The following is a 25,709-nucleotide window of genomic DNA, read 5'->3' as shown; positions in this document are numbered from 1 at the left end:
ACTTGTTCAGATGTACGAATGGTGCCACAGAGCCCGAGGGTCGGCAGTGGATCGATCGGCCACCACTAGGTCGCCGTGGCCGATCCGGTCGATCGAGTAGGTCAGGTGCCTCTCCGCTCGCGGCGAGACGCCACGGTGAAGCCGATGGACGATGCGAGAGCCAGCACGATGACGAATCCGCCGTAGACCAGGGCTGTTGGCTCCAAGCCGAATGAATGAACTGCGAGTCCACCGATCACTGCGGGGACGCTGAACGCCAGGTAGCTGAGCACGAACGTCGTGGCGAACACGCTCCCCCGCTCGTCGGCCGGAACAAGCGCGCCAAGCGTCCGCATCGCACCGAGGAACGTGCCTCCCCAGCCGGCGCCCGCTATCACCGAACCGAGGAAGTACATGGGCACCGACACCAGCGAGATCGAGACCAAGGACACCGCGACGCCTAGCGCTAGAACTATGGCGCCGACGATCATGACGGCCCGCGGCGGCAGGGTTCGAACGCAGGCAGCAGCGAGTGCACCGGAGAAGAACAGCGCAAAGATTTCGAGGCCGCAGACAATGTGGTTGTCGATCCCGAAGATCGAACCGACGATCGACGGACCGAGCGAGAGATGGAATCCACCGAGCGACCATGTCGCGATCAAGGCGGGCACGATCATGAGGAACGGCACCCGCGCACCGGTCGGGAACGACGCCCTCGGCAGCAGGAGTGTGGCCAAGTGCCTGCGCGATTCGACCGTCCGCAGCGCGGAGGTTTCCGGCACGAACACCAGTGCAGCAGCGAGCAGAACCACAACGCCGATGAGGAGCGCATAGACCAGAACCGTCGGAGCTGGGGCCAGTTGAACCAGAAGGCCTGCGCCGAGAGCCCCCGAGGCCAGACCGACCGACGGCGCCACACTGTTCACCAGTGGTCCGGCCGAGGAATTGGGCTGGAGGTCGATGACAGCGGCACTGAGTGCGCCGGTGGCGGTCCCTGCCGCGAGCCCCTGCACCACCCGGGCTGCGATCAACCCTGGCACACCGTCGGCCACGATGAACAGCACCAGGCTTATCACCAGAAGCACGAGAGCGCCGATGAGAATCGGCTTGCGCCCGATGTGATCGGACAGACTCCCGACGGTCAGCAACGCGAGCAGGAGCGCGACGGCGTAGACGGCGAACACGACGGTCACCATCGTCGCCGAGAAGCCCCACTGCTGCTGGTACACGGGATACAGCGGCGACGGCGCAGCTGAGGATGCCATGACCACCAGATACGTGATGCCGACGGTCCAGAACGCCAGGGCCGGATTCATGTGTCTTCCCGTCCGCGTGGGAATCACGCCGCCGAGTTGGGTGTTGACCATGCATGCCTCCGCCGTTTGCTTAACGCAAGATCCGTTGCTTTAACTCACGATAGACCGAACTCGCCATTAAAGCCAATTGATTTGCTTTAATGGTGGTATGTCCCTTTCCGAGAATTCGGTTCATCGGCGCCCTGGAGGCCGCAGCGCCCGCATCCGTGCGAATGTTCACCGCGCAGTGACCGAGTTGATCGGCGAAGATGCCGAACCGCTGACCGTTCCCCTCGTCGCCGAGCGAGCTGGTGTTGCTCCAACGACGGTCTACCGGCGCTGGGGCGATCTGGATTCCCTGCGGACCGAGGTGGCACTCGAGGTTCTGACCGCCGATGCGGCGGTACCCGACACCGGTGATCTGCGACGCGACCTGTCGATCTGGTGCGAGTTCCTCGTCACCGACATCGCACGGCCGGAGCGGACAGCTTTCCTTCGCGCCGTGGTCGGGTCCACCAAGGACGACACAGGTAAGAGCCACTGCCTCGACAAACGCGAAGTCCAAGTCGAGACAATTCTGCGCCAAGCCGCCGATCGCGGAGAACGCCCTCCCACCCACGAGGCCGTCATGGACGTCGTCGTCGCGCCGCTCTACTTCCGTGTTCTCTTCGGGATTCCTGGGGCCGATTCCGGCTACGCCAGGTCACTGGTGGACCGGCTGCTCCCCAGCAAGTAATCGCCCCTCTGCATAGGCGAGAGCACTCTGCGGCAAGGCGCCGGGTCGTCCGCTCAGCGACACCGTGACCGCACCCGATCCCCTGTGCGTGTCGCTCGACTCGTCGATCCTCCGGAGGGTTTGTCGTGCAACCGCTTCCGCGCTGTCGAACAGTGCAACCCCAGGCCGGAGCGACGCCAGAATCTCCGACACCACCAAGGGATAGTGAGTACACCCGAGGACCAGCGACTCGACGTCGTCGGGTGTGGCCGCTGCAGCCGCAGCGATTGCGGCCGAGACACCTTCGGCGTCACCGCGATCGATCGAATCCGCGAGCCCGTGGCATGCGATCGCCGCGACGTCCCGTCCCGCGGCGAATTCCTCGATCAACCGGGCCTGATAGGCACTGGCCGTCGTCGCTGCGGTGGCCCACACCGCGATCCGATTGCTCACCGTGGCAGCAGGTTTGATGGCAGGCACTGTGCCGACTACAGGAACGGACGGACCGAGATGGGCGCGAACGTGCGCCAACGCTGTCACGCTTGCCGTGTTGCACGGCAGCACGATCACGCCGGCACCGGCGTCCATCGCGCGATCCACTGCGCCGAGAACCCGCTCGACCACCCAGGCGTCGGGCTTCGGCCCCCAAGGCGCCTGATCCGGGTCCATCAGCAGGATCAGATCGAGCTCGGGACGTAGCTTCTTCAGCCATGCCGACGTCGGCAGCATGCCGAGCCCCGAGTCGATCAGTCCGACGATCATCTTCTCTACTTGCCCAGCGCTTGCTCGATGTCGCCGACCAGGTCGGCAGCGTCTTCGATGCCTACGGACAAACGAACCAGATCGTCGGGAACCTCGAGAAGCGAGCCTGCCGTCGACGCGTGCGTCATCGCGCCCGGATGCTCGATGAGTGATTCGACTCCGCCGAGCGATTCGGCAAGGGTGAATATCTCGGTTCGCGCGCACAGGTCGAGCGCAGCTTGCTTACCGCCGGCCAAACGGACGGAGATCATGCCGCCGAAGCGTCGCATCTGCTTGGCCGCGACAGCGTGTGACGGGTGAGACTCGAGCCCGGGGTAGATGACCTGCGATACCGCGGAATGACCGTCGAGCAACTCGACGAGGGCCTCGGCGTTGTCGCTGTGCCGTTCCATGCGCAGCGCGAGGGTCTTGATGCCTCGCAGGGTCAGGAACGCGTCGAACGGGCCGGGCACGCCGCCCGCGCCGTTCTGCAGGAACGCGAAGGCCGCATCGAGTTCCTCGTCATCCGTGATCAGTGCGCCGCCGACGACGTCGGAGTGGCCGCCGATGTACTTGGTCGTCGAGTGCAGGACCACGTCGGCCCCGAGTGAGAGCGGCTGCTGAAGGTAGGGCGACGCGAACGTGTTGTCGACGACGAGCTTGGCGTTCTTCTCGTGCGCCACACCCGCAAGTGCCTCGATGTCGCCGACGTTCAGAAGCGGGTTGGTCGGCGTCTCGACCCATACGAGCTTGGTGTTGGGGCGAATCGCGTCGCGCACTGCGTCGACATCGGACACCGCTGCGACCGAGTACTCGATGCCCCACTGGGTGAAGACCTTGTCGATCAGCCGGAAGGTGCCGCCGTAGGCGTCGTTGGGGATGACGAGGTGGTCACCCGGCCGGAGAGTAGAGCGCAGAAGTGCGTCGGTGGCTGCCATGCCCGAGGAGAATGCGCGACCGTACGTGCCGGACTCGATGGCGGCCAGATTGGCTTCGAGAGGCCGACGCGTGGGATTGCCGGTGCGGGCGTACTCGAAGCCGCTGCGCATTCCGCCGACGCCGTCCTGAGCGAACGTCGAGCTTGCATAGATCGGGACGTTGACCGCACCGGTCAATGGGTCCGGCTCGTAACCGGCATGAACCGCTTTGGTCGAGAATCCCTGCCAGGAAAGGTTGTCTGCCTTGCTGCGGTGCTCACTCATGGCTTTCAGACTAATGGGCGAGAGTTCTGGGTAGCCTGCGGGAGACACCGCTAGCGAAATGAGGCGTTTGAACGTGGCCGATTCACAGTCCGTCGACGAGCTGTTCTCCATCGATTCCCTTCTCGATACCGAGGAGAAGGAGATCCGCGACACCGTCCGAAAGCTGGGCAACGAACGTATACGGCCCCACCTGGCCGACTGGTTCGAGGAAGGCACCGTCCCGGCGCGAGAGCTGGCGAAGGAACTCGGAGCGCTCGGTCTGCTCGGCATGCACCTCGAGGGCTACGGCTGCGCAGGCACCTCGGCCACGGCCTACGGGCTGGCCTGCCTGGAGCTGGAAGCCATGGATTCGGGCATTCGTTCGCTGGTCTCCGTTCAGGGTTCGCTCGCGATGTTCGCGATCTGGAAGTACGGATCGGAAGAGCAGAAGCAGCATTGGCTGCCCGGGATGGCGGAGGGCAACCTCATCGGCTGCTTCGGATTGACCGAAGCGGACTTCGGCTCCAATCCCGGCGGGATGCGTACGCGCGCCAAGAAGGACGGCAGCGATTGGATCCTGAACGGCAGCAAGATGTGGATCACCAACGGACCCGTTGCCGATGTCGCGGTGGTGTGGGCACAGACCGACGACAAAATTCGAGGCTTCGTCGTCCCGACGGACTCGCCCGGATTCACTGCGAACACCGTCAAGAAGAAGCTCTCGCTCCGAGCCTCGATCACCGGTGAGCTTGTGTTCGAGGACGTGCGTTTGCCCGAGGACGCGATGCTGCCCGAGGCCCGGGGGCTGAGCGGACCACTCAGCTGCCTGAACGAGGCACGGTTCGGCATTATCTTCGGCGCCATGGGCGCGGCGCGCGACTGCATCGAGTCCGCGATCGAGTACTCGAAGACCCGCGAAGTGTTCGACAAGCCACTCGGCGGATACCAGCTGACCCAGGCGAAACTCGCGAACATGGCGCTCGAGCTCGGCAAGGGCGAGCTACTCGCTCTGCACCTCGGCCGACTCAAGGACAAAGGCGAACTACGAGGCGAGCAAGTCTCCGTCGGCAAGCTCAACAACGTCCGCGAGGCCATCAAGATCGCGCGGGAGTGCCGCACGATCCTCGGTGCGAACGGGATCACCCTCGAATATCCAGTGCTGAGGCACGCCAACAACCTCGAGTCGGTGCTCACCTACGAGGGCACCTCGGAGGTGCATCAGCTCGTCGTCGGCCAGGCTCTCACCGGGTCGAGCGCGGTTAGGTAGGCGCTCCGCGCCAGTGGTGTGGTTATGTGCCCCAGGGGGCACATAACCACACCACTGGCGGCGGAGCCGCCCGCAGGTCAAGCGCCCTGGCTGAGAAATCCGAGCAGGTCGTGTCGGGTGATGACGCCGACGGGCTTGCCCTCTTCGACGACCATGAGCGCGTCGGTCTCCCCCAGTGCCTTCGTTGCGTCGGAGACGTGCTCGCCCGCGCCGATGAGCGGGAACGGGCTGCTCATGTGCTTGGCGACCGGATCGGCCAACGCAGCACGTCCTTCGAACACAGCGCTGAGTAGGTCGCGTTCGGTGACGCTACCGGCAACCTCACCGGCCATGACAGGGGGTTCGGCGCCGACGACAGGCATCTGGGAGACGCCGTATTCGCGCAGAATCTCGATGGCATCGCGGACAGTTTCCGACGGGTGCGTGTGCACCAGATCGGGCAGGGCGCCGGACTTCCCTCGAAGCACGTCGCCGACCAGCGGCTCGTTGGTATTTCCGTCGAGGCGTGAACGCAGGAAGCCGTACGACGACATCCAGTCGTCGTTGAAGATCTTCGCCAGGTAGCCGCGGCCACCGTCTGGGAGCAGAACCACGACCAAGGCGTCGGGACCTTCTCGTTCGGCGATCTTGATGGCACCGACTGCTGCCATGCCGCAAGATCCGCCGACCAGCAGGCCCTCCTCACGAGCGAGGCGACGTGTCATGTCGAAGGAGTCGGCGTCCGAGACAGCAATGATCTCGTCGGGAATCGACGGGTCGTACGCGGACGGCCAGAAGTCCTCTCCGACGCCCTCGACGAGGTACGGACGACCGGTCCCGCCGGAGTACACCGAGCCCTCGGGGTCGACTCCGATGACCTTGACCTTGCCGCCGGATACTTCCTTGAGGTACTTGCCGGTGCCGGAGATGGTTCCACCGGTGCCGACGCCCGCGACGAAGTGGGTGATCTTGCCGTCGGTGTCGGCCCAGATCTCGGGGCCCGTCGTCTCGTAGTGGCTCTGCGGGCCCGCCGGATTTGCGTACTGGTTCGGCTTCCACGCTCCGTCGATCTCACGGACGAGGCGATCGGACACGCTGTAATAGCTGTTGGGATCCTCGGGGGCGACGGCTGTGGGGCACACGACGACCTCGGCACCGTAGGCGCGCAGGACGTTGCGCTTGTCCTCACCGACCTTGTCGGGGCAGACGAACACGCACTTGTAGCCGCGCTGCTGTGCGACGAGGGCGAGTCCGACGCCGGTGTTGCCCGAGGTCGGTTCGACGATCGTTCCGCCGGGCTTCAATTCGCCCGACGCCTCGGCCGCGTCGATCATCTTGATCGCGATTCTGTCCTTCGACGAGCCACCCGGGTTGAGGTATTCGATCTTGGCTGCAACCGTCCCCGCGTTGTCGCCGACAACAGAGGAAAGCTTGACCAAGGGGGTGTTGCCGATGAGTTCGGTGACGTGCTGAGCAATGCGCATGGCTCCATCTTCCCAGATGGCTTCAGGAGCGGAGCCTGCGGAATGACCAGTAACGGGTTATGCAGGCTGCTCGGTACCGGCGTGGCCTGAGAATCGAATGCATACGATGGGGTCGTGGCGCAGAACGTAGGAGACAAACCGTGCCGGTGAACGGGTGGCGCAACGCAGCGAAAGCAGGGGCGGCAACGGTCATTGCAGGTTCCTCAGCAGGGACGGCGTCGTGGGCTGCGTACCGGCACCTCATGTCGCAGGCAACGTCGGCGCGAGGCGTCATCGGGCGCTCGACCGCGAAACCACCCGAGGCCGATGGCGTCTACGGCCCAGGTGACCTCGAACCGGAGCGGTGGAGGTTCGGGAGTTCAGCAGATATTCACCTGATGATCTTCGGCGACTCGACAGCAGCGGGCGTCGGCTGCGCGGTTGCGGGCGAGGTGCCGGGCGTTCTTGTAGCGCGTGGACTCGCCGAGGAGACCGACAAGCGAATCCGGCTCAGCACCAAAGCAATCGGCGGGGCGACGTCGAAGGGCCTCGAGGGCCAGGTCGACGCAATGTTCGTCGCCGGGCCGCCACCGGACGCCGCGGTCATTCTCATCGGCGCCAACGACGTCACCAAGAAGTTCTCCATCGCGGCGTCGGCCGAGCGGCTCGGCAACGCCGTCGAACGCCTCACTGCCGCGGGAACTGTCGTGGTCGTCGGAACGTGCCCCGATCTCGGGGTCATCACGGCCATCCCCCAGCCTCTGCGAACCGTGGTCCGCAATTGGGGTCTTCGCCTTGCCCGGGCACAGACCGAGGCAACGCTGAAAGCCGGCGGACATCCTGTGGCGCTCGCCGACCTCCTCGCTCCCGAGTTCCTCGCCGCACCCGACACGATGTTCTCGGCCGACCGTTTTCACCCGTCTGCGGCCGGTTACGAGCTTGCTGCACGTCAGCTGCTGCCAGTGTTGGCCGCCGCGCTCGGCGAATGGCACGGCGGTCCGCTCCCCGACCTGCCCGAGGTCTCTGCTGCGGCGGAGTCACGCAGATTTCTACCGCGCGCGGTGGCCTCGCTCGATCGTTTCGTTCGTCGACGAGGAGCCGAAATCGAGGCGCAGAACGGGTAGGGGTGTTCATCCGCCCTCTACTGGGCGGTAACTTCAGCTGTACACAATCCAAAGGAGAGTTCATGCCAGAGGCAGTGATCGTCAGTACCGCTCGCTCACCCATCGGTCGCGCGATGAAGGGGTCGCTCAAGGACATTCGTCCCGACGACCTGACCGTGCAAATGGTGGCCGCCGCGCTCGCCAAGGTGCCCGAGTTGGATCCGACCGACATCGACGACCTCCTGCTCGGCTGCGGCCTCCCTGGCGGAATGCAGGGCAACAACCTCGCTCGCATCGTTGCCGTTCTTCTCGGCTACGACTCGCTGCCGGGCACCACCATCACTCGCTACTGTTCGTCGTCGCTGCAGACCACTCGTATGGCTCTGCACGCGATCAAGGCAGGCGAGGGTGACGTGTTCATCTCCGCAGGTGTCGAGAGCGTCTCCAACTTCATCCACGGCAGCTCCGACTCACTTCCGCAGAGCCACAACCCACTGTTCGCCGACGCCGAAGCCCGCACCAAGAAGGCCCAGGAAGAAGGCGCGGACAGCTGGACCGATCCGCGCGAGAACGGCGACCTGCCCGATGCCTACATCGCCATGGGTCAGACCGCAGAGAACGTCTCACTCCTCACCGGTATCAGCCGCGAAGAGCAGGACCACTGGGCAGTCCGCAGCCAGAACCGCGCCGAGGAAGCTATCAACTCAGGCTTCTTCGAACGCGAGATCACCCCGGTCACCCTGCCCGACGGCACCGTCGTGACCGCTGACGACGGCCCCCGCGCCGGCACGACGTACGAGAAGATCAGTGGGCTCAAGCCCGTCTTCCGTCCGAACGGAACGGTCACCGCAGGCAACGCGTGCCCCCTCAACGACGGTGCGGCTGCGCTCGTCATCATGAGCGACACCAAGGCGAAGGCCCTCGGGCTGACCCCACTCGCGCGCATCGTGTCCACCGGCGTCACCGGCACCTCCCCCGAGATCATGGGCCTCGGCCCGATCGAGGCGACCAAGCGCGCGCTGAAGATCGCCGGATTGGGCATCTCCGACATCGACCTGTTCGAGATCAACGAAGCCTTCGCCGTTCAGGTCCTCGGCTCCGCCCGCGATCTCGGCATCGACCACGACAAGCTGAACATTTCCGGTGGCGCCATCGCTGTCGGACACCCGTTCGGCATGACGGGTGCTCGTATCACCACGACCCTGCTCAACAACCTCAAGACGCAGGACAAGACGTTCGGTGTCGAGACCATGTGCGTCGGCGGCGGCATGGGCATGGCAATGGTGCTCGAACGCCTCAGCTGACACACCCACACACGAGAAAGGCCCCGCACACTCGATGAGTGTGCGGGGCCTTTTCGGTGAGTACTAGTCGTTGTTGAATCGACTTCTAATAGTTCGCGGCGGATCGGCTCCGTACGTTTTTCGATGTCAATGCGGGTGAACGCATTCTTCCGCACACCTGTGAACCCGGGCGAATGACACAGGGTTGTGTCATCGCCGCAGTTGACGCGGTTCGGGTGTGGACCCGGGGATCGGATTCGAGATCCGACCCTTGCGGGTGTCACCCGCGCGGCACGTTGAGTACCCGTTTTGTTGACGCCACCGAAAAGGTGGCCAACCGTGCAGGACCGGGGTAATCAGGCCGCCGATGGGTCCCGCGCAAATTCCGTGGCGACTGACAAAAGAAAGTCGCTCGCCGAGTCCGCAACCCAATGATTTGCCGGTCCATCGACCAACGGCACCTGCACCTCAACACCGTCGCCGAAGCGAATCGAACCACTGGCCCGCCACGGATACTCCGAATTGAATTCCCGCTGGGTTGCCTGGACGGACCCCAGCTCGATCGACGAAATCGACGACAAGCGGCGAACCCACCCATCAGTTCGAGTCACCTCACCCCGACCCGAACTCCCGGCCTGCCAGTCGTCGTCACCAGTGTTCTCGAACTCCACGAACGCGAGACACACCGGCGTCAGCCACAGGCCCCGCCAGACTGTCTTGGAGCCGTCACCGAACGCACGGTCCGCGATCCCCGCGGTAGGAACCTGACCGCCCGTCAATGTGATCAGACCCTGCATCACGATCGTCGGCGCGTAGCCGTTGAACGAAGTACAGAACGGCTGGAACTCCTTGTACTGCTCCGAGTTGATCATCATCCGCCCACGGTATCGACCGACCCACCCGAAATGGACAACGGCCGACCGAAATCAACCGTTCGAATGACCACAGTTCTGAACACCGTGGTTGTACAGCGTGCCGACGTCAGCATCGTGGCTGCTCGGGGCTTTCGCCTCGTTGACCATCCTGTGCGGCACACTCAGGCGGTGCAGAACGTCTCCGCAGTCTATGTATTGCCTACGTTCGCGTTAGCCTTTCAGCTGATCGGCGTCTACCTGGTGGTGCAGGAATTACGCAGAGCATCTCATCTGACCAGCACGCTGAGCCATCAGTTGAATGAGATCGCAAAGGTGTGGAACACGGCCGACGAAGACGCCAGGCAGCAGGTGCATGGAGAATTGGTTGACGATGGGATATTCGCACCCATAGCGGTCGAAGCCGTCGCCACCAACAGACGCGTCCAGCTCGTCAACCTCTCCGTACAGCGGATTGCCGACTACAGCACTTCGGTCAACCGAACGAGCAAGATCGTGGCCGTTGCGGGACCAACGTGCCTTGCTCTCGGTATTGTGCTTAGTTTCGTGGCTGGCATTGTCGCTACGTTCTGAGTAACTGCTGAGTCAGCAACGCGCTTGAGTCAGTCGAACTTGATCTTCTCGGCGAGTTGGCGCAGGCGCTCCACCTCTGCGATTCGAGCACGCTCGGCCTCTTCCTCTCTGCGCGCGACGATTGCTGCGTGCTCGTCCTGCGTTCGACCACGAGCCTCTACGGTCGCCAAAATCGACGCAATGTCGTCAGTGGTCTCGGCAACCGTCTCCAAAGTCGTCCACGCGATCTCCAGGGTGCTCCCGTACGCGCGCATGCCTCGCGCGATAGCCGGAACACCGTGGTACTCGGCTGCAGTGACCTGGCGAGAAAGTTTCAGCGTGACCATGTATCGACCGTTCTCGTCCACGTCGTTCAGCGACGGCGGGTTAACTGCGATGACCTTGAGCGGTACGGGCGTGGTGTCAGGTCATGGCGGAATCCTATGCCGACCACCGGACACGATTGAGCAGGACGATCAGTGTCGGCATCCGCAGGATGATCGGAAGGCGGCACGGCGATTTGACTGACAGCTAGTCGCGGTCAGCCAGCTCTTGGCCTGGGTCCGAGTCTGGACGGTCTGATGACTTTCTCTGCAAGAAGCTATTAACGACGGGCGCTGCAGCACCGATGCCGAAAACCGTTGCGCCCCCGATTGCCACCGTGGAATTGTCGATAAGAAACACACAGCACGCGGCTAAGGCTAGGCATGCGACGCAGAGCAATATTGCGTACAACTGGCCACGAAGGTCCAACTTCACCGCAGTATCGACGCCAACCTCGTTTATTCGCCGATCGGACCTCATGTTTGCGTGGGCCTCATCGACAATCTCGCGAGCCAGACCGGGCATTACGCGCTCATAGTCGGCAAGTTCAGCCGCCGACGGGAGAGGGCCGCTCCGCGAGTACTTGAGGGTGACTGAACCCTCGAAAGGCAGTTCCATCTGCTCCGGAGGAATTACCTCGGATTCTGCATCTGCATCTGCTTGCTCAGCGAGTCGCCTACTTGAACCCATCCCCGCACCGTTCGCGTCCGCGAGTTTTTGCGAGCGGTCAACACTGCTCGAGTCGTGCGACTCCCGTTGCTCAGGCTGATGGTCCTGTACCCCTGACTGATCGCCCGAATCCTGGTCATGACTCAAAGTTACCTCACTGTCGTTTCAAGTTGGGTATCAATTCGACTCTGTGGGTCGCGTCATGTCGACGCCTGCCCGCGCGTGTACACAACGTCCGCGACGACAGGAGCAGGGTACTGCTGGGCGGCGTTACCGAATACGGCGGGATAGCCGCTCGGTGTGGTCATGGTTCGCCCTCAGAGAAACCGCCGTCCGTAGCGCTGGAGGAGAGACCAGACTGTCCAGCATGACCGAAACCACCCTGTACGACCGCAATGGCAAGTCTGTCGCCTACATCGTCGAGGATGGCGCGATTTACACGTGGTCAGGTCGCGCTCAGAGCTACTTGGACTCTGACCGTGTCTACGGCTGGAACGGTCGGCACCTCGGCTGGTTCGACGGCGGCATCGTTTACGACCTGGGTGGGCGACGGGTTGGGTTTACCCGTCAAACATGCCCTTGCACGGTGAGCACGTCCCCGACGAAGAGCACGAAGAGCACGCGTTCTACCAAGAGCACGAGAAGCACGGCCCGGACCCGGCCGTCGTTCTCCTCGGCGGATTCCGAGTCCAGTTTGGAAGCTTTTCTGCTGGGCGCGCAGTAGCAGCCACAGTCCAGCGAGCCCTGTGACCCAGGATGCCGATCTCCAGTGGTGGTCTAGGTCTGCCCCGTACGTCACAACTCTGGCGGGTGACAGATGTACACCGCTGGCCTACCCGCGCCTACCGATAATTTTGTCGACCTGCTTCTCAAGCCCGAGTAGCGACTGGTAGCGGTGGTTCCGGCCGTGGACGAGCTGGTAGGCCACGACCTCCCCCTTGTCGAGTTTGCCGATGCCGTTCAGTTCGCCGAGCAGGCGGATGAGGTCTCGTTTGCCGGGTGCGTCGTGCCAGCCGTTGTTCCCGGCCCAATCGATGGCCTTGAGGATTCGTTCGTGCTCGGGCGTCCTCGAGACCGAGTGAATTCGTGGCGGGACCGAACCAAGATTCGCGGCACCGATTTCGTCCGCCCATCTGTCTGCCAGCCACGACGGATCTTCGACTACAGCGATCGAACCGCGGCGCCCATATCGCATAGCGAGTTCGAGCTCCTTCAACGCCGGCGCATAGACCAGCATTGCACTACCCCTCACCGCGTGAGACCTGCCCTCGTTCAGCGGCGTCAGCACGGGCCGCTTCTTCGCGAACGACTCCAATGACCTTGTTCCACTGAGACTTCCGATGCTGGGGACCAAGATCGTCGGGTTGGGATCGTGCCGCAGCACGAACGCAATCGCGAGCTGCACCGGTGCATCGAAACCGGTGTCGGGGTTGTAGGGGAAATATGCGGCAGTCGGAAAGTCGGCAGACATGGGGGCGAGCCTATAGCCGGACTTCGACGGTCCGTGGCTGGTCGGGATTATCTCGTTGGCGCCGACGAGATGATCGATCACGCTCCCAGTCTTGAACACGACGGTGCCCGCGGGCACCGTTCCACGGGTGTCCTGCGGGCTGTCGTTTCGGCGCTGAGGGATGCAGACACCGCTCATGCATTCCGCTCACCGGTCAATTCACCTCAACCCCGGGCGCGGTGAGTTTGACGCCGAAACCGTTCAGATCGTGTCAGCCAGTAGCTCGCTCAGGGTGTGGCCACCACGAGCTGCGTTGGCTTCCCAGTACGCGCGGTTGTCGTCCGTGCGTCGGGTGGGACAGTTCGGTGCGGCTTCCTCTTGGGCGTCGAAGCTGGGTGCGATCCGTTCGTTCAGCTCGATCTCGTCGTCGGTGTAGGACGTGCCGACCGATCCTGTGCCCAAGATGCCGTCGTGTCGCTAGCTACCCAGCAAACTTTACGAGCGGCCAGTGCCTACGAAGCGCCGTGGGTTTCGCTCCGTACACGCTGTACCCAGTTGTGCAGCCGACGACGTTGGATCGCCTCGCGTTCGGGATCACGGTTCTCCTGTGCTTGAACGGCTTCTTCGAACGCACGCCGCATCGTTTCTCGAATCTGCTCACTCGGCATCGGTGTCGCTGTGCTCATGTTTCGATCAACCTCCTCATGTTTGAGGTTAGCCTCTGGGTCAGACATGTTGTTCAGGTCCGGTCACGATACGTCGTTCTGCTGCGCTGCGCGCTGCGTTCACTTTCTGAGGTGACATGCACGTAGCCTCGCCCGCGGCGATGAGCCGGGCGAGCACCCTCATCATCGCGACGTCTACGTCGCTGAATCCGTCGACTTCAAGCGTGTTGGCCGTGAGCATCCCCATCTCGATTCCGCCGGCGCGAACGGCTATCGATACGTACGACTTATACACTCGACCATCGAAGTTCGACCCGTCAGGGATATGGACCGCAATGTCACGTTCGTAGGTCACGTTGTCACTGGTGAGCAGTCGCCACACGTTAGTGTCCGTGCCACTAGCCTCATCGAAGTCCGTCGTGAACTCGTCTAGACGGTCCGGACCCCAGGATGCCACTCGTTTCATGGTGCGAGTCGGTGCCGCTAAGTCCCTCACCTGGAAGTAGCCGACGCGAGGTTTGTCGTTCGTCAATAGCGTGCATGTGGCTGTCACGACATCTTGCAAGAAGCCCGTCAAGTCCTTGTCCGACTTGGCGACCGATAGTTCGCGGAGCCGGTCTGAGGCTCCGAGAAATGCACCGTTCACTTCAGCTTTGGTGCGAAACTCGGTCTCGTCGAGCTGCCTCCTCACTGTCTTCTCTGACGCTTTCAGCGACTCCTTCACCTTGTGCTCGTTACGGGACTTGAGAAACACCGTCACGGCAGTCAGAACTGCTAGCACGGTAGCGGCAATGTTCACGGCGACAAGTGCACTGCCCTCTGTGGTTCGAGACAACAAAGTTGCTCCCGCCGTTCCGATTCCGAAGACCAGCGCGAGTGTGTTGAACAAGAATGCGCGATCTTTCACCGGTTTGGCAGTGTCCTGGTCCACCGCGACACCTTCTCACATCAGCAAGCCGGTATGCAGCAGTCGGCCAAGTTCAAATGCTGGAGCAGTCTCTCGATCAAGGTGCGGATCCCCAATTTCGCATATGGTCCACCTCATGATCGATTGGGGATCGGTACCGGCCTGGCTCGGCGCGGTGGGGACGATCAGCGCCGTGGCTGTAGCACTCACCCTCGCGGTCCGTGACAGCCGCCGGTATGCGGCAGACGAAGTCGTTCGTGCCGCAGAGCGCCGCGATCTCGAAGCAGCGCAAGCACGCCTAATATTCTTCGAGCTGAGCGCGTTCGGTGGCGTCAAAGTGACGATCGTCAACCGCAGCGACGCACCGATTCACCATGTTTCACTGGAAGGTGTCGTCAAGGTCGACTCGCCCGATGCCATCTGGAGAGTGAACCCGCGGGTCCGAGGCGCACGAGCAGAGACGAACACCATCGACGCCCAAGGTGAATTCATGATTCCCGTTGAGCACCTCGACACGACGGGAACAGTTCTGAACCACCGCACCGGCGAATACAAGGTCACCTTCAGTTTCCTCGACGCTGCGGGACTGCGCTGGAGCAAGAGAGGCATGAACGCCCCAATTCGGGTACTCACCGACGAGTGAACGACGAAACCCGCAGGCATCGTTCCACGGATGTCCTGCGGGCTGTCGCATCGGCGCTGAGGGATGCAGACACCGCTCATGCATTCCGCTCACCGGTCAACTCACCTCAACCCCGGGCGCGGTGAGTTTGACGCCGATCAGTCCGGCACCGACTTACGAAACCGAGACCAGTCGAACGGCTCGTCGCCGTTCACCTCGATCGTGGGCAACGGCGCACCGTCATGTTCCTGCGACCACGCCGTACGGGCAGCAAGGAACTCAGCGAACGCTGCCTTCCACGCAGCCGACGTCACAGCGCGGGTGTACCTGCACTCGCAGAACGATGCCCTGACTGCCGCCGCCGAGAGTTACGGCGCAGTTGTGTCAAAGCGTGTCACCGACACAGCCTGACGAAACGAAAAGCCCCCGACCCACACTCGAAAGTGCAGGCCAGGGGCTAGATCGGAACTGGGGAGCTTCCCGATTGGTGCTAGATCAGTCGTTGTTGAAGTAGCTGAGCAGACGCAGGATCTCGACGTACAACCACACGAGGGTGATGGTCAGGCCGAGGGCGACGCCCCATGCTGCCTTCTCCGGAGCCTGAGCGCGGATCAGCTGGTCGGCCTGGTCGAAGTCCAGCAGGAAGCTGAACGCGGCGATGCCGATGCAGACGAGGCTGAAGATGATCGCGATCGGGCCACCGTCGCGGAGGCCGAGGCCGCCATCCATGAAGAAGCTGGCGACGAGGTTGCCGAGAGCCAGGACGACGACGCCGATGAGTGCGCCGACGATCATGCGGGTCAAACGAGGCGTGACGCGGATGGCGCCGGTCTTGTAGACGACCAACATTCCGAAGAACACACCGAATGTTCCGAGAACAGCCTGGGCGATGAGAGTCCCTGCAGCCACATTCTGGATCGGGAACGTGAACATGAACGACAGCGCACCGAGGAAAAAGCCCTCGGCTACCGCGTATGCCAACACGATCGCCTTGTTGTCCATCTTGCGACCGAACGTGGCGAAGAGGACGAGGCCGAGACCCACGAGGCCGCCACCGATGACGAACGGTGCCGCGAGGCCCGGGTTACCGTCGACGAGGAGGTAGGACACGATGGCCGTGATGGCAAGAACACCGAGCGTGATGCCGGTCTTGGTCACGACGTCGTCGATGGTCATGGCCCGCGTGTCCGGACCGGTCTGGTACGGCTGTGGCTGACCCTGGGGTCCGCCGAACTGTGTGGCCTGCGAGGCGCCTGCCGTCGCACTGCCGAAAGTGGCGTATCCGCCGCCCTCCTGCTTGGGCAGGTTGCGGAACACCGGGTTGCTGGAGGTGCGCACCGTGTCACGTCCCTTCTGAAGGTGCATGCCTTCGTAGATTCGGGCCGATTGCCGAGGGGGTCCCCGGGCTGTTGTACGTAGAACGTGCCACATACGGACAAAAGTTCCCAGTCGGACCGACCTCAACTCCCGACAAATCGGACTTTACCGCCTCGTGGGGTCGAATGCGCATTCCTACCCCTGTTTCTCGGCGCCTTCTTGTGGGCATGGACTATGGAGTGATGAGCATCGAAGACGGACCAGGCGACACATTGGACCAGAGCGAAAGCGTCGATTCGGACGAGATTCGCAACGACGACGGCGACACCGTGGTGGACGCACCCGATCACTACAGCGAATCGGACAAGTTCGGTACCACCGCTGCCGAAGCGCGCGAAGGCGAGAGCCTGGACGAGAAGCTGAGCGAGGAAGAACCGGACACCCCGCTCGAAGACGACGACCGCTCGGTCAACGAGATTCCGGACGACGAGTTGACCGAAGAAGTCGTCGACCACGAGATTCTCGAATCCGACGAGGCACCTGACATCGACTATGCCGACGGTCAGCGTCAAGCCGAGATCATCGAGGGGACTCTCGTCGAAGATCGTGGGCGCAATCGAGGCCAGATCGACGGCACGCCGGAGGACGGCGGACCGGTCGAGTAGCGACCGACGCCTACACGACCGACCGGGTGACGGTGAATTTCGCGTTCTTTCCCGCCACCGCGGTCGGTCCGACGGCCTTTCCCAACGCCCCTCGATAACCCAGGTGCGTGTTGTACACCGTCCACATTTCGCCGCCCGACCGAAGCACTCTGCCCGCCGCCTCGAACAACTTCTCGGCGCTTCCCGTGTGCAGCGACGCCCCCTCGTGGAACGGCGGGTTGCACACGATCAGATCCACCGACGCTGCCGGGAACGTCGACATCGCGTCGTCGCGCACTACATCGATGTCGAGTCCATTCGCTTCGGCGGTCGCCCGCGCCGAGTCGATGGCTGCCGCGGAACGGTCGGTTGCATGTACCCGTGCGTCGCCGCGGGCCCGCGCCAGTAAGCAGGCCAGAATTCCCGTCCCGCATCCGAGGTCGACGATCTGGCGCGCATCCGGCATCATCCGCGGTTCGAATCCCGCGAGGAACCGCGTACCGATGTCCAATTTGGTGCCTGCGAAGACCGCACCGTGTGCCACGACGGTGAGATCGACGTCAGCGAGGTCCGCAGTCATCGGAAAGGTCCTCGCAGACGGGCGTATCGGGTGCGTCGCTGTCAGGACGCGCGCCTTCTGACGTCCTCTCCCTGCGACCACAGAGCCGAACGATGCTCCCAGTACCGAGTTCATAGCCGGGGTCATGTGTTTGTCTCGTCCTCCGGCAAAGACCTGCACGTCGGCAGCGGCGAAGGAGGCTATGGCCTCGGCGATCTCGGTGAGTTCGGCAAGGCTCCTCGGCAATTGCATCACCACCAGGTTCACCTCGCGCAGCAGCGCTTCGTCCAGCCCGTGCTGACGGTGCACACCATCGAGCCCGGCGTCGGCTGCGTTGTGCGACAACGCGATTTCGCCGGTGTACGAATCCTGGTGCACCCGGATGTCGGTGACACCGTGCCGCGCGGCGAGCCCGAGGGTCAAGGCGCCGTAACGATCGCCGATCACTGCAATGGTCCGAGCGCGGACGTCGGGAACGCCCTCGTTCACCGCGTCGAGTATCAGGCGGTCTGCCGCGTCGACGGCAAAGAGATTGGTTGCCTCCGCATCGGGGCGGCGGCGCAGTCCGGCAAGGACTGATTCGAGGTCGGGCACGTGATGAGTCTTCCATTCGGTCTCGTGGCTGTTCGGACAAGTCGAACGTCGGTATTTTCCTGGGCGACAATCAGCGAGTCCGAGTGGCATTTCCACACGATCGAGAGCATGCTCGTGGGATGGAACCATCGAAGCAGACCGAGGCATTGTTCAGCCACATCGACAACGCCGCCGTCGACGCCCCCTCCGAGAACACGAAGCCAGCCGTCTACACGACGCTCTTCAGCGGGGAGAACACCTCAGGACAGGTAGCGTAAATAGTCCAGCGCCTTGTCTGCGTGTACGTGTGCACGCTCGCTTGTCACCACCAACCTGATCACCCTGTTTCGGTCGATCACGAAGGTCGTCCTCTTGACCGACAGCAGCTGACGGATCATTCCTCGCTGCGCGGCATGTGACTTTCGACTCTCGATCTCTTTCCGGCGTCTACGCCTGGCAAACCAGCCCCCGCGTCGCACTCCGAACTCTCCTGCAACCGAGGCGTCGGAGTCCGCCAACAACGGGTAGTCGAACGATCTCTGCAGTGCGAAATGTGACTGCTTGTCCGAGGTGTCGGTACTGATACCCACTCGCTGGGCTCCGAGCGCATCGAACGAGCGGCCGAGGTCCCTGAAGTGGCAGGCCTCGGCGGTACAGATCGGGCTCGACGCTGCGGGATAGAAGAACAGCACGACAGGCCCGGCTGCCAGCAGTTCACTGAGGGACCTGATGTTTCCCTCGTGATCCGGTAGCCGGAAGTCCGGCGCCGTTTGGCCAGTGCGCATGGTGGACAGGGTACGTGTCCGTTTCGGTATGTCGAATTCGACAAAGCATCGTCCTCGAATGCCGCCGGCGTGCCCGAGTCCGCCCGGATGGGCCAGTACAGTCACAGCGCATGGACGATCAGCAGCCAGGGTTCGACGTGATCGTCATCGGGGGCGGTATCGCCGGAGTGTCCATCGCATACGAGCTTGCCGCAGACCGCTCGGTTTGCCTTGTCGAGTCCGAGGCGACGCTGGCGTTCCACACGACGGGCAGATCGGCTGCTCTGTTCCTCGAGACCTACGGCAACGACACGATTCGCGCCCTCACGACGGCGAGCAGGCAGTTCCTGAGCGACCCTCCCGGGCACTGGGACAGTGAGCTTCTCTCGCCGCGATCCTTGCTTCAATTCGCTGCACGTGGACGCGGTGACACGCTGGAGGCGATGTACTCCCGTGTCCGCACGCTGACGCCCGATGCCGAGTTGATCTCCCCGGTCGATGCGGCAACGCTCTGTCCATTGCTGCGACCCGAACGTATCGATCTCGCACTGTTTGAGCCAGGCTCGATGGAGGTCGACGTGCACGCCCTCCATCAGGGTTTCGTTCGCGGCCTCCGCAGCCGCGGCGGAGCCGTGGCCACATCCAGCGGCGTCGTCGGCCTGCAGCGGAAAGACGGGATGTGGGTCGTCGCGTCCGCTGACGGCACCGTCCGTCGGGCATCGATTGTCGTGAATGCCGCGGGCGCATGGGCGGATTCCGTCGGCGAACGGGCTGGAGCATCACGAGTCGGATTGCAACCTCTGCGTCGCACCATCTTCATGATCAGCGCGCCCGACGGGATCGACGCCGACGCTCTCCCTACCCTCAGTGACATTGACGAAAGCTTCTACCTCAAGCCCGAAGGCGCGCAAATTCTATGCTCGCCTGCGGACGAGACGCCCACAGAACCGTACGACGCGCGTCCGGACGAACTCGAGATCGCCCGTGCACTGGACGCCATCGGAGAGACCACGACACTGACCGCACGGCATGTCAGGTCGTCGTGGGCCGGCCTGCGAAGTTTCGTCGCCGATCGCACACCCGTGGTGGGTTTCGACGACACTGTCGACGGCTTCTTCTGGTGCGCGGGCCAGGGCGGGTACGGGATTCAGACGTGCGCTGCCCTTGCGCGCGTCGGCGCAGCGCTCGTTCGCGGCGATTCCGTGCCCGTCGACGCGGTCGAGCGCGGCCTCCGCGTCGCAGATCTGATGCCGGGCAGACCGATGCGCACTACCGTGGACGAATGACCGATTTCGACCGAACCGACGCCCGACTCCTGCTCGCCCTGTGTGAGAAACCACGCGCGACCGGCGTCGAGCTTGCGAACGGCCTCGGCTTGTCCCGCAATACAGTTCAGGCTCGGCTTGCACGGTGGGAGGACAGGGATGCGCTCACACCCATCGACCACCGGGTGCGTCCGCGAAGCCTCGGATATGCGCTACAAGCGTTCGTGACCACACGAGTGGATCAACACACCTTGGCCTCGGTCACCGACCACCTACGGACCATCCCTGAGGTGCTGGAGGTGTTCGGTCTGTCCGGCGCGTCCGACATGCACATCCGAATTGCCGCGCTCGACGCGGACGACCTGTATCGCGTCGCCGGATTGATTCTCAAGATTCCCGGAGTCGAGCGCACCAACATGGCCATCGCAATGAGTGAACTGATTCCGTATCGGACGACACCGCTGCTGGAACGCGCGGCAGCCACAGGAGACCGGCAATGATGGCCGAACTTTCGGTGAACCGGCGCCGCCCCCGACGCGGCGCCGGCCCCTCGTAGACGTTATCCCACCAGGCCCCACCCCTACGTGTCGCCCAACCGGAGCGGCGCAATCTGCTCGAACACGTCGCCCGGACCAGGGTTGCCCGGTGCCGATCGGCCGCCCAGATGATGTACGACGCCCCAGACCGAATTCAGTGCCGTCTGGATGGCGCCCTCGGCCCACCCGGCGGTCCAGGAGATATCGTCGCCCGCAAGGAAAAGCCCGCGGTGGCGCTCGGCGAAGGAATCTTGAACGAAGTGTCCGAACAATCTCTCCTGATAGCGGTAGTGCCCAGGCAAATTCGCCTTGAACGCGCCCATGAAGTCTCGTTCCGTCTCCCACGACAGCGTGACCGGTTCACCGATGATGTGCGATCTGAAATCGACGCCTGGATAGATTCCTTCCAACGACCGCAGGACGATGTTGGCGCGCTCGCGGGCGTTCAGGGCCAGCAACTTGAGCGAATCGTCCGACCAGGTGTAGGACAGACAGATCAGGCCGGGTCTGCCTTCACCTTGGTCCAGTAGATACGTTCCCCTACTCATGCGGTCGGTGAGCGTCATACTCACCACGTCGCGACCGGTCTTGGGGTCCTTGTCCTTCCAGAACGGTCGATCGACGAGAACGAAAACCTTCGTCGAGCCCATGTAGTGAGTGCGCTCGATCGCGGTCCAGTGATCGATCGGCAGCAGGTCGTCCTCGCACTCGATGGAGCTGAGCAGCATCCAACTCTGTGCGGTCACCACAGCGGCCTGGTATGTCTTTTCGGTGCCGGTGGCGTCCCGCAACAGAATTCCCGCCTCTGTCCGGCGAAGCGCCGTGACCCGAGGCGCAGGATTGCCACCGTTGAGGGACGCCACCGACGTGCCTGCGGGCCAGTGCGGAGATTCCAGCGGCGCATTCCACAAGCCGACCGGAACCTGCTGCGCACCGCCGACGATCCCGCGGTGGTGATCGTCGGCGGCCGTGACGACGACGCGCAATATCTCGAGGATGGAATTGGGATAGTCCGTGTCCCAACCACCGGTTCCGAAACCGACCTGCCCGAACACTTCTCGTAGCCGGAACGACCGAAAGTGCTCCGACGCAGCGAGAAAACCGTAGAAGGTCTGGTCGTCGAATCGAACGACGAGATCGTTCCACAGTCGCTTGATCTCGGCGGTGTCTCTCGCTCGAATCGCACGTTGCAACGGCACGAGGTCGGCGTGATCCTCGAGCGTGCGTTGCCATGCGAGCGACACCTCGGCGAACACCTCGGGCAGATCACCCAGGCTCTGCGCGTAGTGGCTTTCACCCTTGAGGTCGATGACCGTGCTCGGAGTGACCTCGGCAAGCGGGTTCGGGAACGGTTCCGTGTCGAGTGCAAGCAGATCGAGGTACCGGAACAGCGCGGTCGACGACGGCGGAAACCGCATCGCTCCCATTTCGGCGACGATGCCGCTGTGCCCGTCGAACGGGACCGAACGCATGCGACCACCGATCTGATCCGATTCGTGCACAACCGGTTCGAGCCCCAGCTTGGCCAATTCGTATGCAGCAACGATCCCGGCGAGCCCGCCGCCGATAATCGCGACTTCGGTCCCGATTGCCGACTGCGGTACGGAGCCTAGACCGCCGGGATGGGCCAGGTAGTCGTCGTATGCAAACGGGAAGTCCGGCCCGAACATCGTCAGCGGCCGAGCATCGGAGTCCGTGGACGTGCTGTCCGGTGTGACTGGAGTGGTCACGAACGACCCCTTCCGTGTGCTGTGTACAAATCCGGCCTCCGGTCGTCGAGATGAGTGTTGACTGTTCTGGATTCGAGCAACGTGGCGGTATCGATGTCGACCAGGATGGATTCCTGCACGCGACCGGCGCGAGCGAGTTCGGATCCGTCGGGCGCGATCGCGCATGTGAGCCCGCAATACTCCAGGTCGGACTCACGTCCACAGCGATTGACGTACGCGATGAACAGTTGGCTCTCGTATGCTCGCGCCGGCACGACATGGGTGGCGACGATGTCGAACGGCATCATCAGACCGGTCGGCACGATGAGCCACTGCGTTCCCGAATCCGAATGTGCGCGAACGGCTTCGGGGAACTCCACGTCGTAACAGGTCAACAACCCGCAGGTTATTCCGCCGATGTCGAACTGCACGACGAGGTCGTTACCCGCCAGAAAGTGCCCTCGGTCGAGGTCACCGAACAGATGGGTCTTGCGGTACCGCGCCACCGACGTCCCGTCCGCGTCGACCACCTGTACGGAGTTGTAGATTCCCCCGTCCGCCGACTCCGGATAGCCGTAGACGATGGCCACTCCTGTCGTCCGCGCGATCGACGAAAACGACTCGTAGATCGGTCCGTCGGCAGGTTCCGCGCGAACATCGACGAGGTCGCCTATGTCGTATCCGGTTGCCGACATCTCGGGTGTGACGAGGATGCTCGCCCCGGCATCCGCAGCGCGTTCGGCGGCACCGGCTATCGCGTCGAGATTGGCGCGGACCTCCCCCGAGAACTGCGGGCCTTGAAACAACGACGCACGGACGGTCGCGGTCATGGCTGCTTCCTCTCTGCTGGAGACTGAAGCGGACGATACTCGCCGAACGACATGGTTGCGGGGACTGCGGACCGATGGCCGCACCGCGCTGACGCCCCAAGACATGTCACCGTTATCGAGCGCGTTTCTCCGGAGTACGACAGAGTCGATTCATGACCGACCAACATCGGCCCGTAGGGCCTGTCGACGCCACGAAAGTACCGCGTTACGCCGAGCCCACCACGTTCGCGCGCCTCCCCCGGCTCGACGAGGTGTCACGCGCCGACGTGACGATCCTCGGAGTTCCGTTCGACTCGGGAGTCAGCTACCGACCGGGGGCTCGGTTCGGCCCGAGTCACATCAGGGCGTCGTCGAAACTCCTTCGCCCGTACAACCCTGCTCTGAAGGTATCGCCCTTCGCGAATCAACAGGTCGCCGACTTCGGGGACATCGGAGTGAACCCGTTCGACATCACCGAGGCCCTCGCCACCGTCGAGTCCGCAGTCACCGATCTACGCAAGGACGGGTCCTCGGTGCTCACGATCGGCGGGGATCACACCATCGCGCTTCCCATTCTGCGTTCGCTCGCCCGGGATCACGGACCTCTCGCCGTGCTCCACTTCGACGCTCACCTCGACACCTGGGACACCTACTTCGGTGCCCCCTTCACCCACGGCACTCCGTTTCGTCGGGCGAGCGAGGAAGGGTTGATCGATCTGGAGCGGTCGCAACACATCGGAATCCGCGGTCCGCTCTACAGCGAACAGGACCTGGAGGACGACGGGATCCTCGGCTTCCAAGTGATCCGATCCGACGATTACGAATTCGACGGCGTGGCAAGCATCGTCGATCGCATGCGCGCACGCCTCGATACGGGACCGGTCTACGTCTCGGTCGACATCGACGTGCTCGATCCGGCGCACGCACCGGGAACTGGGACGCCGGAAGCCGGGGGCATGACCTCGCGCGAATTGCTGAACACGTTGCGCGGACTCGTGGGTGTCAACGTTGTCGGTGCCGACATCGTCGAGGTGGCACCTGCCTACGACCATGCCGAGATCACGGGCATCGCCGCCGCGCACGTCGCCTACGAGTTGCTCTCGGTGCTGGCGCTGGGCCGCTGACCGGCCGCATACCATCGACCGGTGGCACAGAATTCTGCATTCGAGAACGGATCGCAACGAGCCGTCGCGGATCTTGCGGCCGAGGATGCAGGTGGACTGCCGACCGAACTGCTCGGTGACTTCCTCGACGTATTGACCTCCGCGGTGTCCGATGGCCGGCCGTTGTCCAAACGCCAGCTGCGCACGTTGCGCACCCACGGCGACACGGCAGCGCGCCAGGGCGTCGCGCTGCGCGCGTTGTTGGATCTGTACCTGTCTTCCGCGTGGAGATTGTGGCGCACCTTGCCAGCCGTGGTGAACGCCGCGAAGGACCCGGACGCGGTGGTGACGGCGGGCGAGGTGATGCTGCACGCCGTCGACGACGCGGTCGCCGAGCTCGCGGAGGGCTATCAGCTCTCACGACGCTCACTCGTTCGAGCAGAGGTATCGGCTCGGCGCGAGTTCGTCGACGACCTGCTCTCGGGTAGCGCCGACATCGCGGGGGTCATCGGCCGTGCCGAGAACTTCGGTTTGGACCTCACCAGCCCACACGCAGTGATCGTCGTCGAAGGGCCGGTGCCGTTCACCGACGGCAGTGCCGTGATCACCGAGGTCGAACGTTCGGTGGAGGGCAGCAAAGCCGACACCGGCGTCTTGGTCGCCAGCAAGCAGGGGCGGCTCGTCGTGGTATTCGCAGCGCCGGACAACCGGGCCGTCGAGTACGTGGTCGACCGTGTGCGCATCGCAACCGAGAAGGCCTACGCGGACGGGAAGTCCCGAAAGCTCGGTGTCGGGCGTGCAGGCGCCAGCGTGACAGGAGTGGTGTCCTCCTATCGTGAAGCACTCGATGCGCTCGACCTCGGTTCGAGGCTCGGATTGTCCGCGGTGGTCGTCGACGCCCGGGAACTGCTCGTCTACCGGGTGCTGCTCGATGATCGAGCTGCGATCACCGATCTCGTCGAGACCGTGCTGACTCCGCTGACCACAGCGCGCGGAGGTGCCGGACCGCTGTTGGACACGCTGTTCGCCTATTTCGATTCCGGCGGCAACTCCGCAATGACAGCGCGCGCAATGCACTTGTCCGTTCGAGCGGTCACCTACCGACTCGCACGCATCGCCGAGCTCTCCGGCCACGACGTCAACGACCCCAGCGAGCGCTTTTCATTGCAGACTGCGGTGTACGGGGCCAAGTTGCTCGGGTGGCCGACCACGTGATCTGTGCTTTGTTGCCGGATTACGGCAATAGAGATCGGACAAACATATCCGGATTCGGACAGTGAATGCCGCATTCACAACAGGCACACTGGAGAAGTCGCGGCCGAACCACCACCGCCGCAGTGAACTGAAGGACAGGAGCACCGTT

General features: G+C 63.3%; 29 protein-coding genes. 13 read left to right on the top strand and 16 right to left on the bottom strand.

Annotated features, from left to right (window positions below; genetic code table 11):
• Window positions 1–101: 101 nt before the first annotated feature.
• A complete protein-coding gene (locus tag D8W71_RS12525; RefSeq protein ID WP_121113928.1) occupies window positions 102–1,346 on the bottom strand; it encodes an MFS transporter in 1,245 nt (414 codons plus the stop codon).
• Between the two features lie 97 nt (window positions 1,347–1,443).
• Between D8W71_RS12525 and D8W71_RS12520 the strand changes: the two genes are divergently transcribed.
• Window positions 1,444–2,010: a TetR/AcrR family transcriptional regulator gene (locus D8W71_RS12520; RefSeq protein ID WP_121113926.1), complete on the top strand. Its 567-nt coding sequence runs from the start codon at window positions 1,444–1,446 to the stop codon at window positions 2,008–2,010.
• Here D8W71_RS12520 and D8W71_RS12515 read toward each other — a convergent pair.
• The gene (locus tag D8W71_RS12515) at window positions 1,978–2,751 is read right to left on the bottom strand and encodes a glutamate racemase (protein WP_121113924.1); all 774 of its coding nucleotides are present in this window, start codon (window positions 2,749–2,751) and stop codon (window positions 1,978–1,980) included. The genes D8W71_RS12520 and D8W71_RS12515 overlap by 33 nt on opposite strands.
• Before the next feature lie 5 nt (window positions 2,752–2,756).
• Window positions 2,757–3,932 carry a cystathionine gamma-synthase gene (locus D8W71_RS12510; RefSeq protein ID WP_121113922.1) on the bottom strand — a complete coding sequence of 392 codons (1,176 nt, stop codon included), beginning with the start codon at window positions 3,930–3,932 and terminating at the stop codon, window positions 2,757–2,759.
• A gap of 73 nt (window positions 3,933–4,005) precedes the next feature.
• On the opposite strand from D8W71_RS12510, the gene D8W71_RS12505 reads away from it, so the two are divergent.
• Window positions 4,006–5,178, top strand: coding sequence for an acyl-CoA dehydrogenase family protein (locus D8W71_RS12505; RefSeq protein ID WP_121113920.1), 1,173 nt, complete (start codon window positions 4,006–4,008; stop codon window positions 5,176–5,178).
• 77 nt (window positions 5,179–5,255) lie between these two features.
• Here the strand turns inward: D8W71_RS12505 and D8W71_RS12500 are convergent, their stop codons facing one another.
• Window positions 5,256–6,641: a cystathionine beta-synthase gene (locus D8W71_RS12500; RefSeq protein WP_121113917.1), complete on the bottom strand. Its 1,386-nt coding sequence runs from the start codon at window positions 6,639–6,641 to the stop codon at window positions 5,256–5,258.
• 140 nt (window positions 6,642–6,781) lie between these two features.
• On the opposite strand from D8W71_RS12500, the gene D8W71_RS12495 reads away from it, so the two are divergent.
• Window positions 6,782–7,744, top strand: a complete 963-nt coding sequence (locus D8W71_RS12495) for an SGNH/GDSL hydrolase family protein (protein ID WP_121113915.1) — start codon at window positions 6,782–6,784, stop codon at window positions 7,742–7,744.
• Between the two features lie 62 nt (window positions 7,745–7,806).
• The gene (locus D8W71_RS12490) at window positions 7,807–9,027 is read left to right on the top strand and encodes an acetyl-CoA C-acetyltransferase (protein ID WP_121119068.1); all 1,221 of its coding nucleotides are present in this window, start codon (window positions 7,807–7,809) and stop codon (window positions 9,025–9,027) included.
• 335 nt (window positions 9,028–9,362) lie between these two features.
• Here D8W71_RS12490 and D8W71_RS12485 read toward each other — a convergent pair whose 3' ends face one another.
• Window positions 9,363–9,881, bottom strand: a complete 519-nt coding sequence (locus D8W71_RS12485; RefSeq protein ID WP_121113913.1) for a hypothetical protein — start codon at window positions 9,879–9,881, stop codon at window positions 9,363–9,365.
• 63 nt (window positions 9,882–9,944) lie between these two features.
• Here D8W71_RS12485 and D8W71_RS12480 point away from each other — a divergent pair, with 63 nt between their 5' ends.
• Window positions 9,945–10,451, top strand: coding sequence for a hypothetical protein (locus tag D8W71_RS12480; RefSeq protein WP_153275380.1), 507 nt, complete (start codon window positions 9,945–9,947; stop codon window positions 10,449–10,451).
• A gap of 29 nt (window positions 10,452–10,480) precedes the next feature.
• On the opposite strand, the gene D8W71_RS12475 is transcribed toward D8W71_RS12480, so the two are convergent.
• Complete coding sequence (locus tag D8W71_RS12475; protein WP_153275379.1) at window positions 10,481–10,777, bottom strand: hypothetical protein; 297 nt, start codon at window positions 10,775–10,777, stop codon at window positions 10,481–10,483.
• A 1,013-nt stretch (window positions 10,778–11,790) separates the two neighbouring features.
• Here D8W71_RS12475 and D8W71_RS12465 point away from each other — a divergent pair.
• On the top strand, window positions 11,791–12,147 hold the full coding sequence (locus tag D8W71_RS12465) for a 4-fold beta flower protein (RefSeq protein ID WP_121113904.1): 357 nt from the start codon (window positions 11,791–11,793) through the stop codon (window positions 12,145–12,147).
• A gap of 108 nt (window positions 12,148–12,255) precedes the next feature.
• Here D8W71_RS12465 and D8W71_RS12460 read toward each other — a convergent pair whose 3' ends face one another.
• The 4 genes from D8W71_RS12460 to D8W71_RS12450 form a co-directional block, all read right to left on the bottom strand.
• Window positions 12,256–13,071 (bottom strand): hypothetical protein, encoded by an 816-nt coding sequence (locus D8W71_RS12460; protein WP_121113902.1) that lies wholly within the window; start codon window positions 13,069–13,071, stop codon window positions 12,256–12,258.
• Between the two features lie 63 nt (window positions 13,072–13,134).
• A complete protein-coding gene (locus D8W71_RS12455; RefSeq protein ID WP_121113900.1) occupies window positions 13,135–13,335 on the bottom strand; it encodes a hypothetical protein in 201 nt (66 codons plus the stop codon).
• Window positions 13,336–13,385: 50 nt separating this feature from the next.
• On the bottom strand, window positions 13,386–13,559 hold the full coding sequence (locus D8W71_RS27370) for a hypothetical protein (protein WP_153275377.1): 174 nt from the start codon (window positions 13,557–13,559) through the stop codon (window positions 13,386–13,388).
• A 40-nt stretch (window positions 13,560–13,599) separates the two neighbouring features.
• On the bottom strand, window positions 13,600–14,337 hold the full coding sequence (locus D8W71_RS12450) for a GAF domain-containing protein (RefSeq protein WP_153275376.1): 738 nt from the start codon (window positions 14,335–14,337) through the stop codon (window positions 13,600–13,602).
• Window positions 14,338–14,581: 244 nt separating this feature from the next.
• Between D8W71_RS12450 and D8W71_RS12445 the strand changes: the two genes are divergently transcribed.
• Window positions 14,582–15,088 carry a hypothetical protein gene (locus D8W71_RS12445; RefSeq protein ID WP_153275375.1) on the top strand — a complete coding sequence of 169 codons (507 nt, stop codon included), beginning with the start codon at window positions 14,582–14,584 and terminating at the stop codon, window positions 15,086–15,088.
• Between the two features lie 137 nt (window positions 15,089–15,225).
• Here the strand turns inward: D8W71_RS12445 and D8W71_RS27365 are convergent, their stop codons facing one another.
• A complete protein-coding gene (locus tag D8W71_RS27365; protein WP_153275374.1) occupies window positions 15,226–15,381 on the bottom strand; it encodes a hypothetical protein in 156 nt (51 codons plus the stop codon).
• Between the two features lie 181 nt (window positions 15,382–15,562).
• Window positions 15,563–16,405 carry a Bax inhibitor-1/YccA family protein gene (locus D8W71_RS12440; RefSeq protein ID WP_121119066.1) on the bottom strand — a complete coding sequence of 281 codons (843 nt, stop codon included), beginning with the start codon at window positions 16,403–16,405 and terminating at the stop codon, window positions 15,563–15,565.
• 221 nt (window positions 16,406–16,626) lie between these two features.
• Here D8W71_RS12440 and D8W71_RS12435 point away from each other — a divergent pair, with 221 nt between their 5' ends.
• Entirely contained in the window at window positions 16,627–17,049 is a 423-nt protein-coding gene (locus tag D8W71_RS12435; protein WP_201265335.1) for a hypothetical protein, read from the top strand.
• A 10-nt stretch (window positions 17,050–17,059) separates the two neighbouring features.
• Here D8W71_RS12435 and D8W71_RS12430 read toward each other — a convergent pair whose 3' ends face one another.
• Window positions 17,060–18,181: a class I SAM-dependent methyltransferase gene (locus tag D8W71_RS12430; RefSeq protein WP_121113894.1), complete on the bottom strand. Its 1,122-nt coding sequence runs from the start codon at window positions 18,179–18,181 to the stop codon at window positions 17,060–17,062.
• Between the two features lie 119 nt (window positions 18,182–18,300).
• Between D8W71_RS12430 and D8W71_RS27620 the strand changes: the two genes are divergently transcribed.
• Window positions 18,301–18,438, top strand: a complete 138-nt coding sequence (locus D8W71_RS27620) for a hypothetical protein (protein ID WP_201265333.1) — start codon at window positions 18,301–18,303, stop codon at window positions 18,436–18,438.
• On the opposite strand, the gene D8W71_RS12425 is transcribed toward D8W71_RS27620, so the two are convergent.
• A complete protein-coding gene (locus D8W71_RS12425; protein ID WP_121119062.1) occupies window positions 18,421–18,945 on the bottom strand; it encodes a peroxiredoxin in 525 nt (174 codons plus the stop codon). The two genes, D8W71_RS27620 and D8W71_RS12425, sit on opposite strands and share 18 nt — an antisense overlap.
• 110 nt (window positions 18,946–19,055) lie before the next feature.
• Here D8W71_RS12425 and D8W71_RS12420 point away from each other — a divergent pair, with 110 nt between their 5' ends.
• A complete protein-coding gene (locus D8W71_RS12420) occupies window positions 19,056–20,210 on the top strand; it encodes an NAD(P)/FAD-dependent oxidoreductase (RefSeq protein WP_121113892.1) in 1,155 nt (384 codons plus the stop codon).
• A complete protein-coding gene (locus tag D8W71_RS12415) occupies window positions 20,207–20,689 on the top strand; it encodes an Lrp/AsnC family transcriptional regulator (protein ID WP_121113890.1) in 483 nt (160 codons plus the stop codon). The genes D8W71_RS12420 and D8W71_RS12415 overlap by 4 nt, the downstream gene beginning before the upstream one ends.
• A gap of 80 nt (window positions 20,690–20,769) precedes the next feature.
• On the opposite strand, the gene D8W71_RS12410 is transcribed toward D8W71_RS12415, so the two are convergent.
• Window positions 20,770–22,455, bottom strand: coding sequence for a flavin monoamine oxidase family protein (locus tag D8W71_RS12410; protein ID WP_201265332.1), 1,686 nt, complete (start codon window positions 22,453–22,455; stop codon window positions 20,770–20,772).
• Window positions 22,452–23,264: a carbon-nitrogen hydrolase family protein gene (locus tag D8W71_RS12405; protein ID WP_121113888.1), complete on the bottom strand. Its 813-nt coding sequence runs from the start codon at window positions 23,262–23,264 to the stop codon at window positions 22,452–22,454. The genes D8W71_RS12410 and D8W71_RS12405 overlap by 4 nt, the downstream gene beginning before the upstream one ends.
• Before the next feature lie 152 nt (window positions 23,265–23,416).
• Here D8W71_RS12405 and speB point away from each other — a divergent pair, with 152 nt between their 5' ends.
• Both speB and D8W71_RS12395 read left to right on the top strand, forming a co-directional pair.
• The gene (gene speB / locus D8W71_RS12400) at window positions 23,417–24,367 is read left to right on the top strand and encodes an agmatinase (RefSeq protein ID WP_121113886.1); all 951 of its coding nucleotides are present in this window, start codon (window positions 23,417–23,419) and stop codon (window positions 24,365–24,367) included.
• A 21-nt stretch (window positions 24,368–24,388) separates the two neighbouring features.
• Window positions 24,389–25,561: a PucR family transcriptional regulator gene (locus D8W71_RS12395; RefSeq protein ID WP_121113884.1), complete on the top strand. Its 1,173-nt coding sequence runs from the start codon at window positions 24,389–24,391 to the stop codon at window positions 25,559–25,561.
• The last annotated feature ends 148 nt before the right edge of the window (window positions 25,562–25,709 follow it).

This window comes from Rhodococcus sp. P1Y (assembly GCF_003641205.1).
Classification (GTDB): Bacteria; Actinomycetota; Actinomycetes; order Mycobacteriales; family Mycobacteriaceae; genus Rhodococcoides.
The sequence above is the reverse complement of the archived record's forward strand: the minus strand, read 5'-3'. Positions and strand labels throughout refer to the sequence as shown.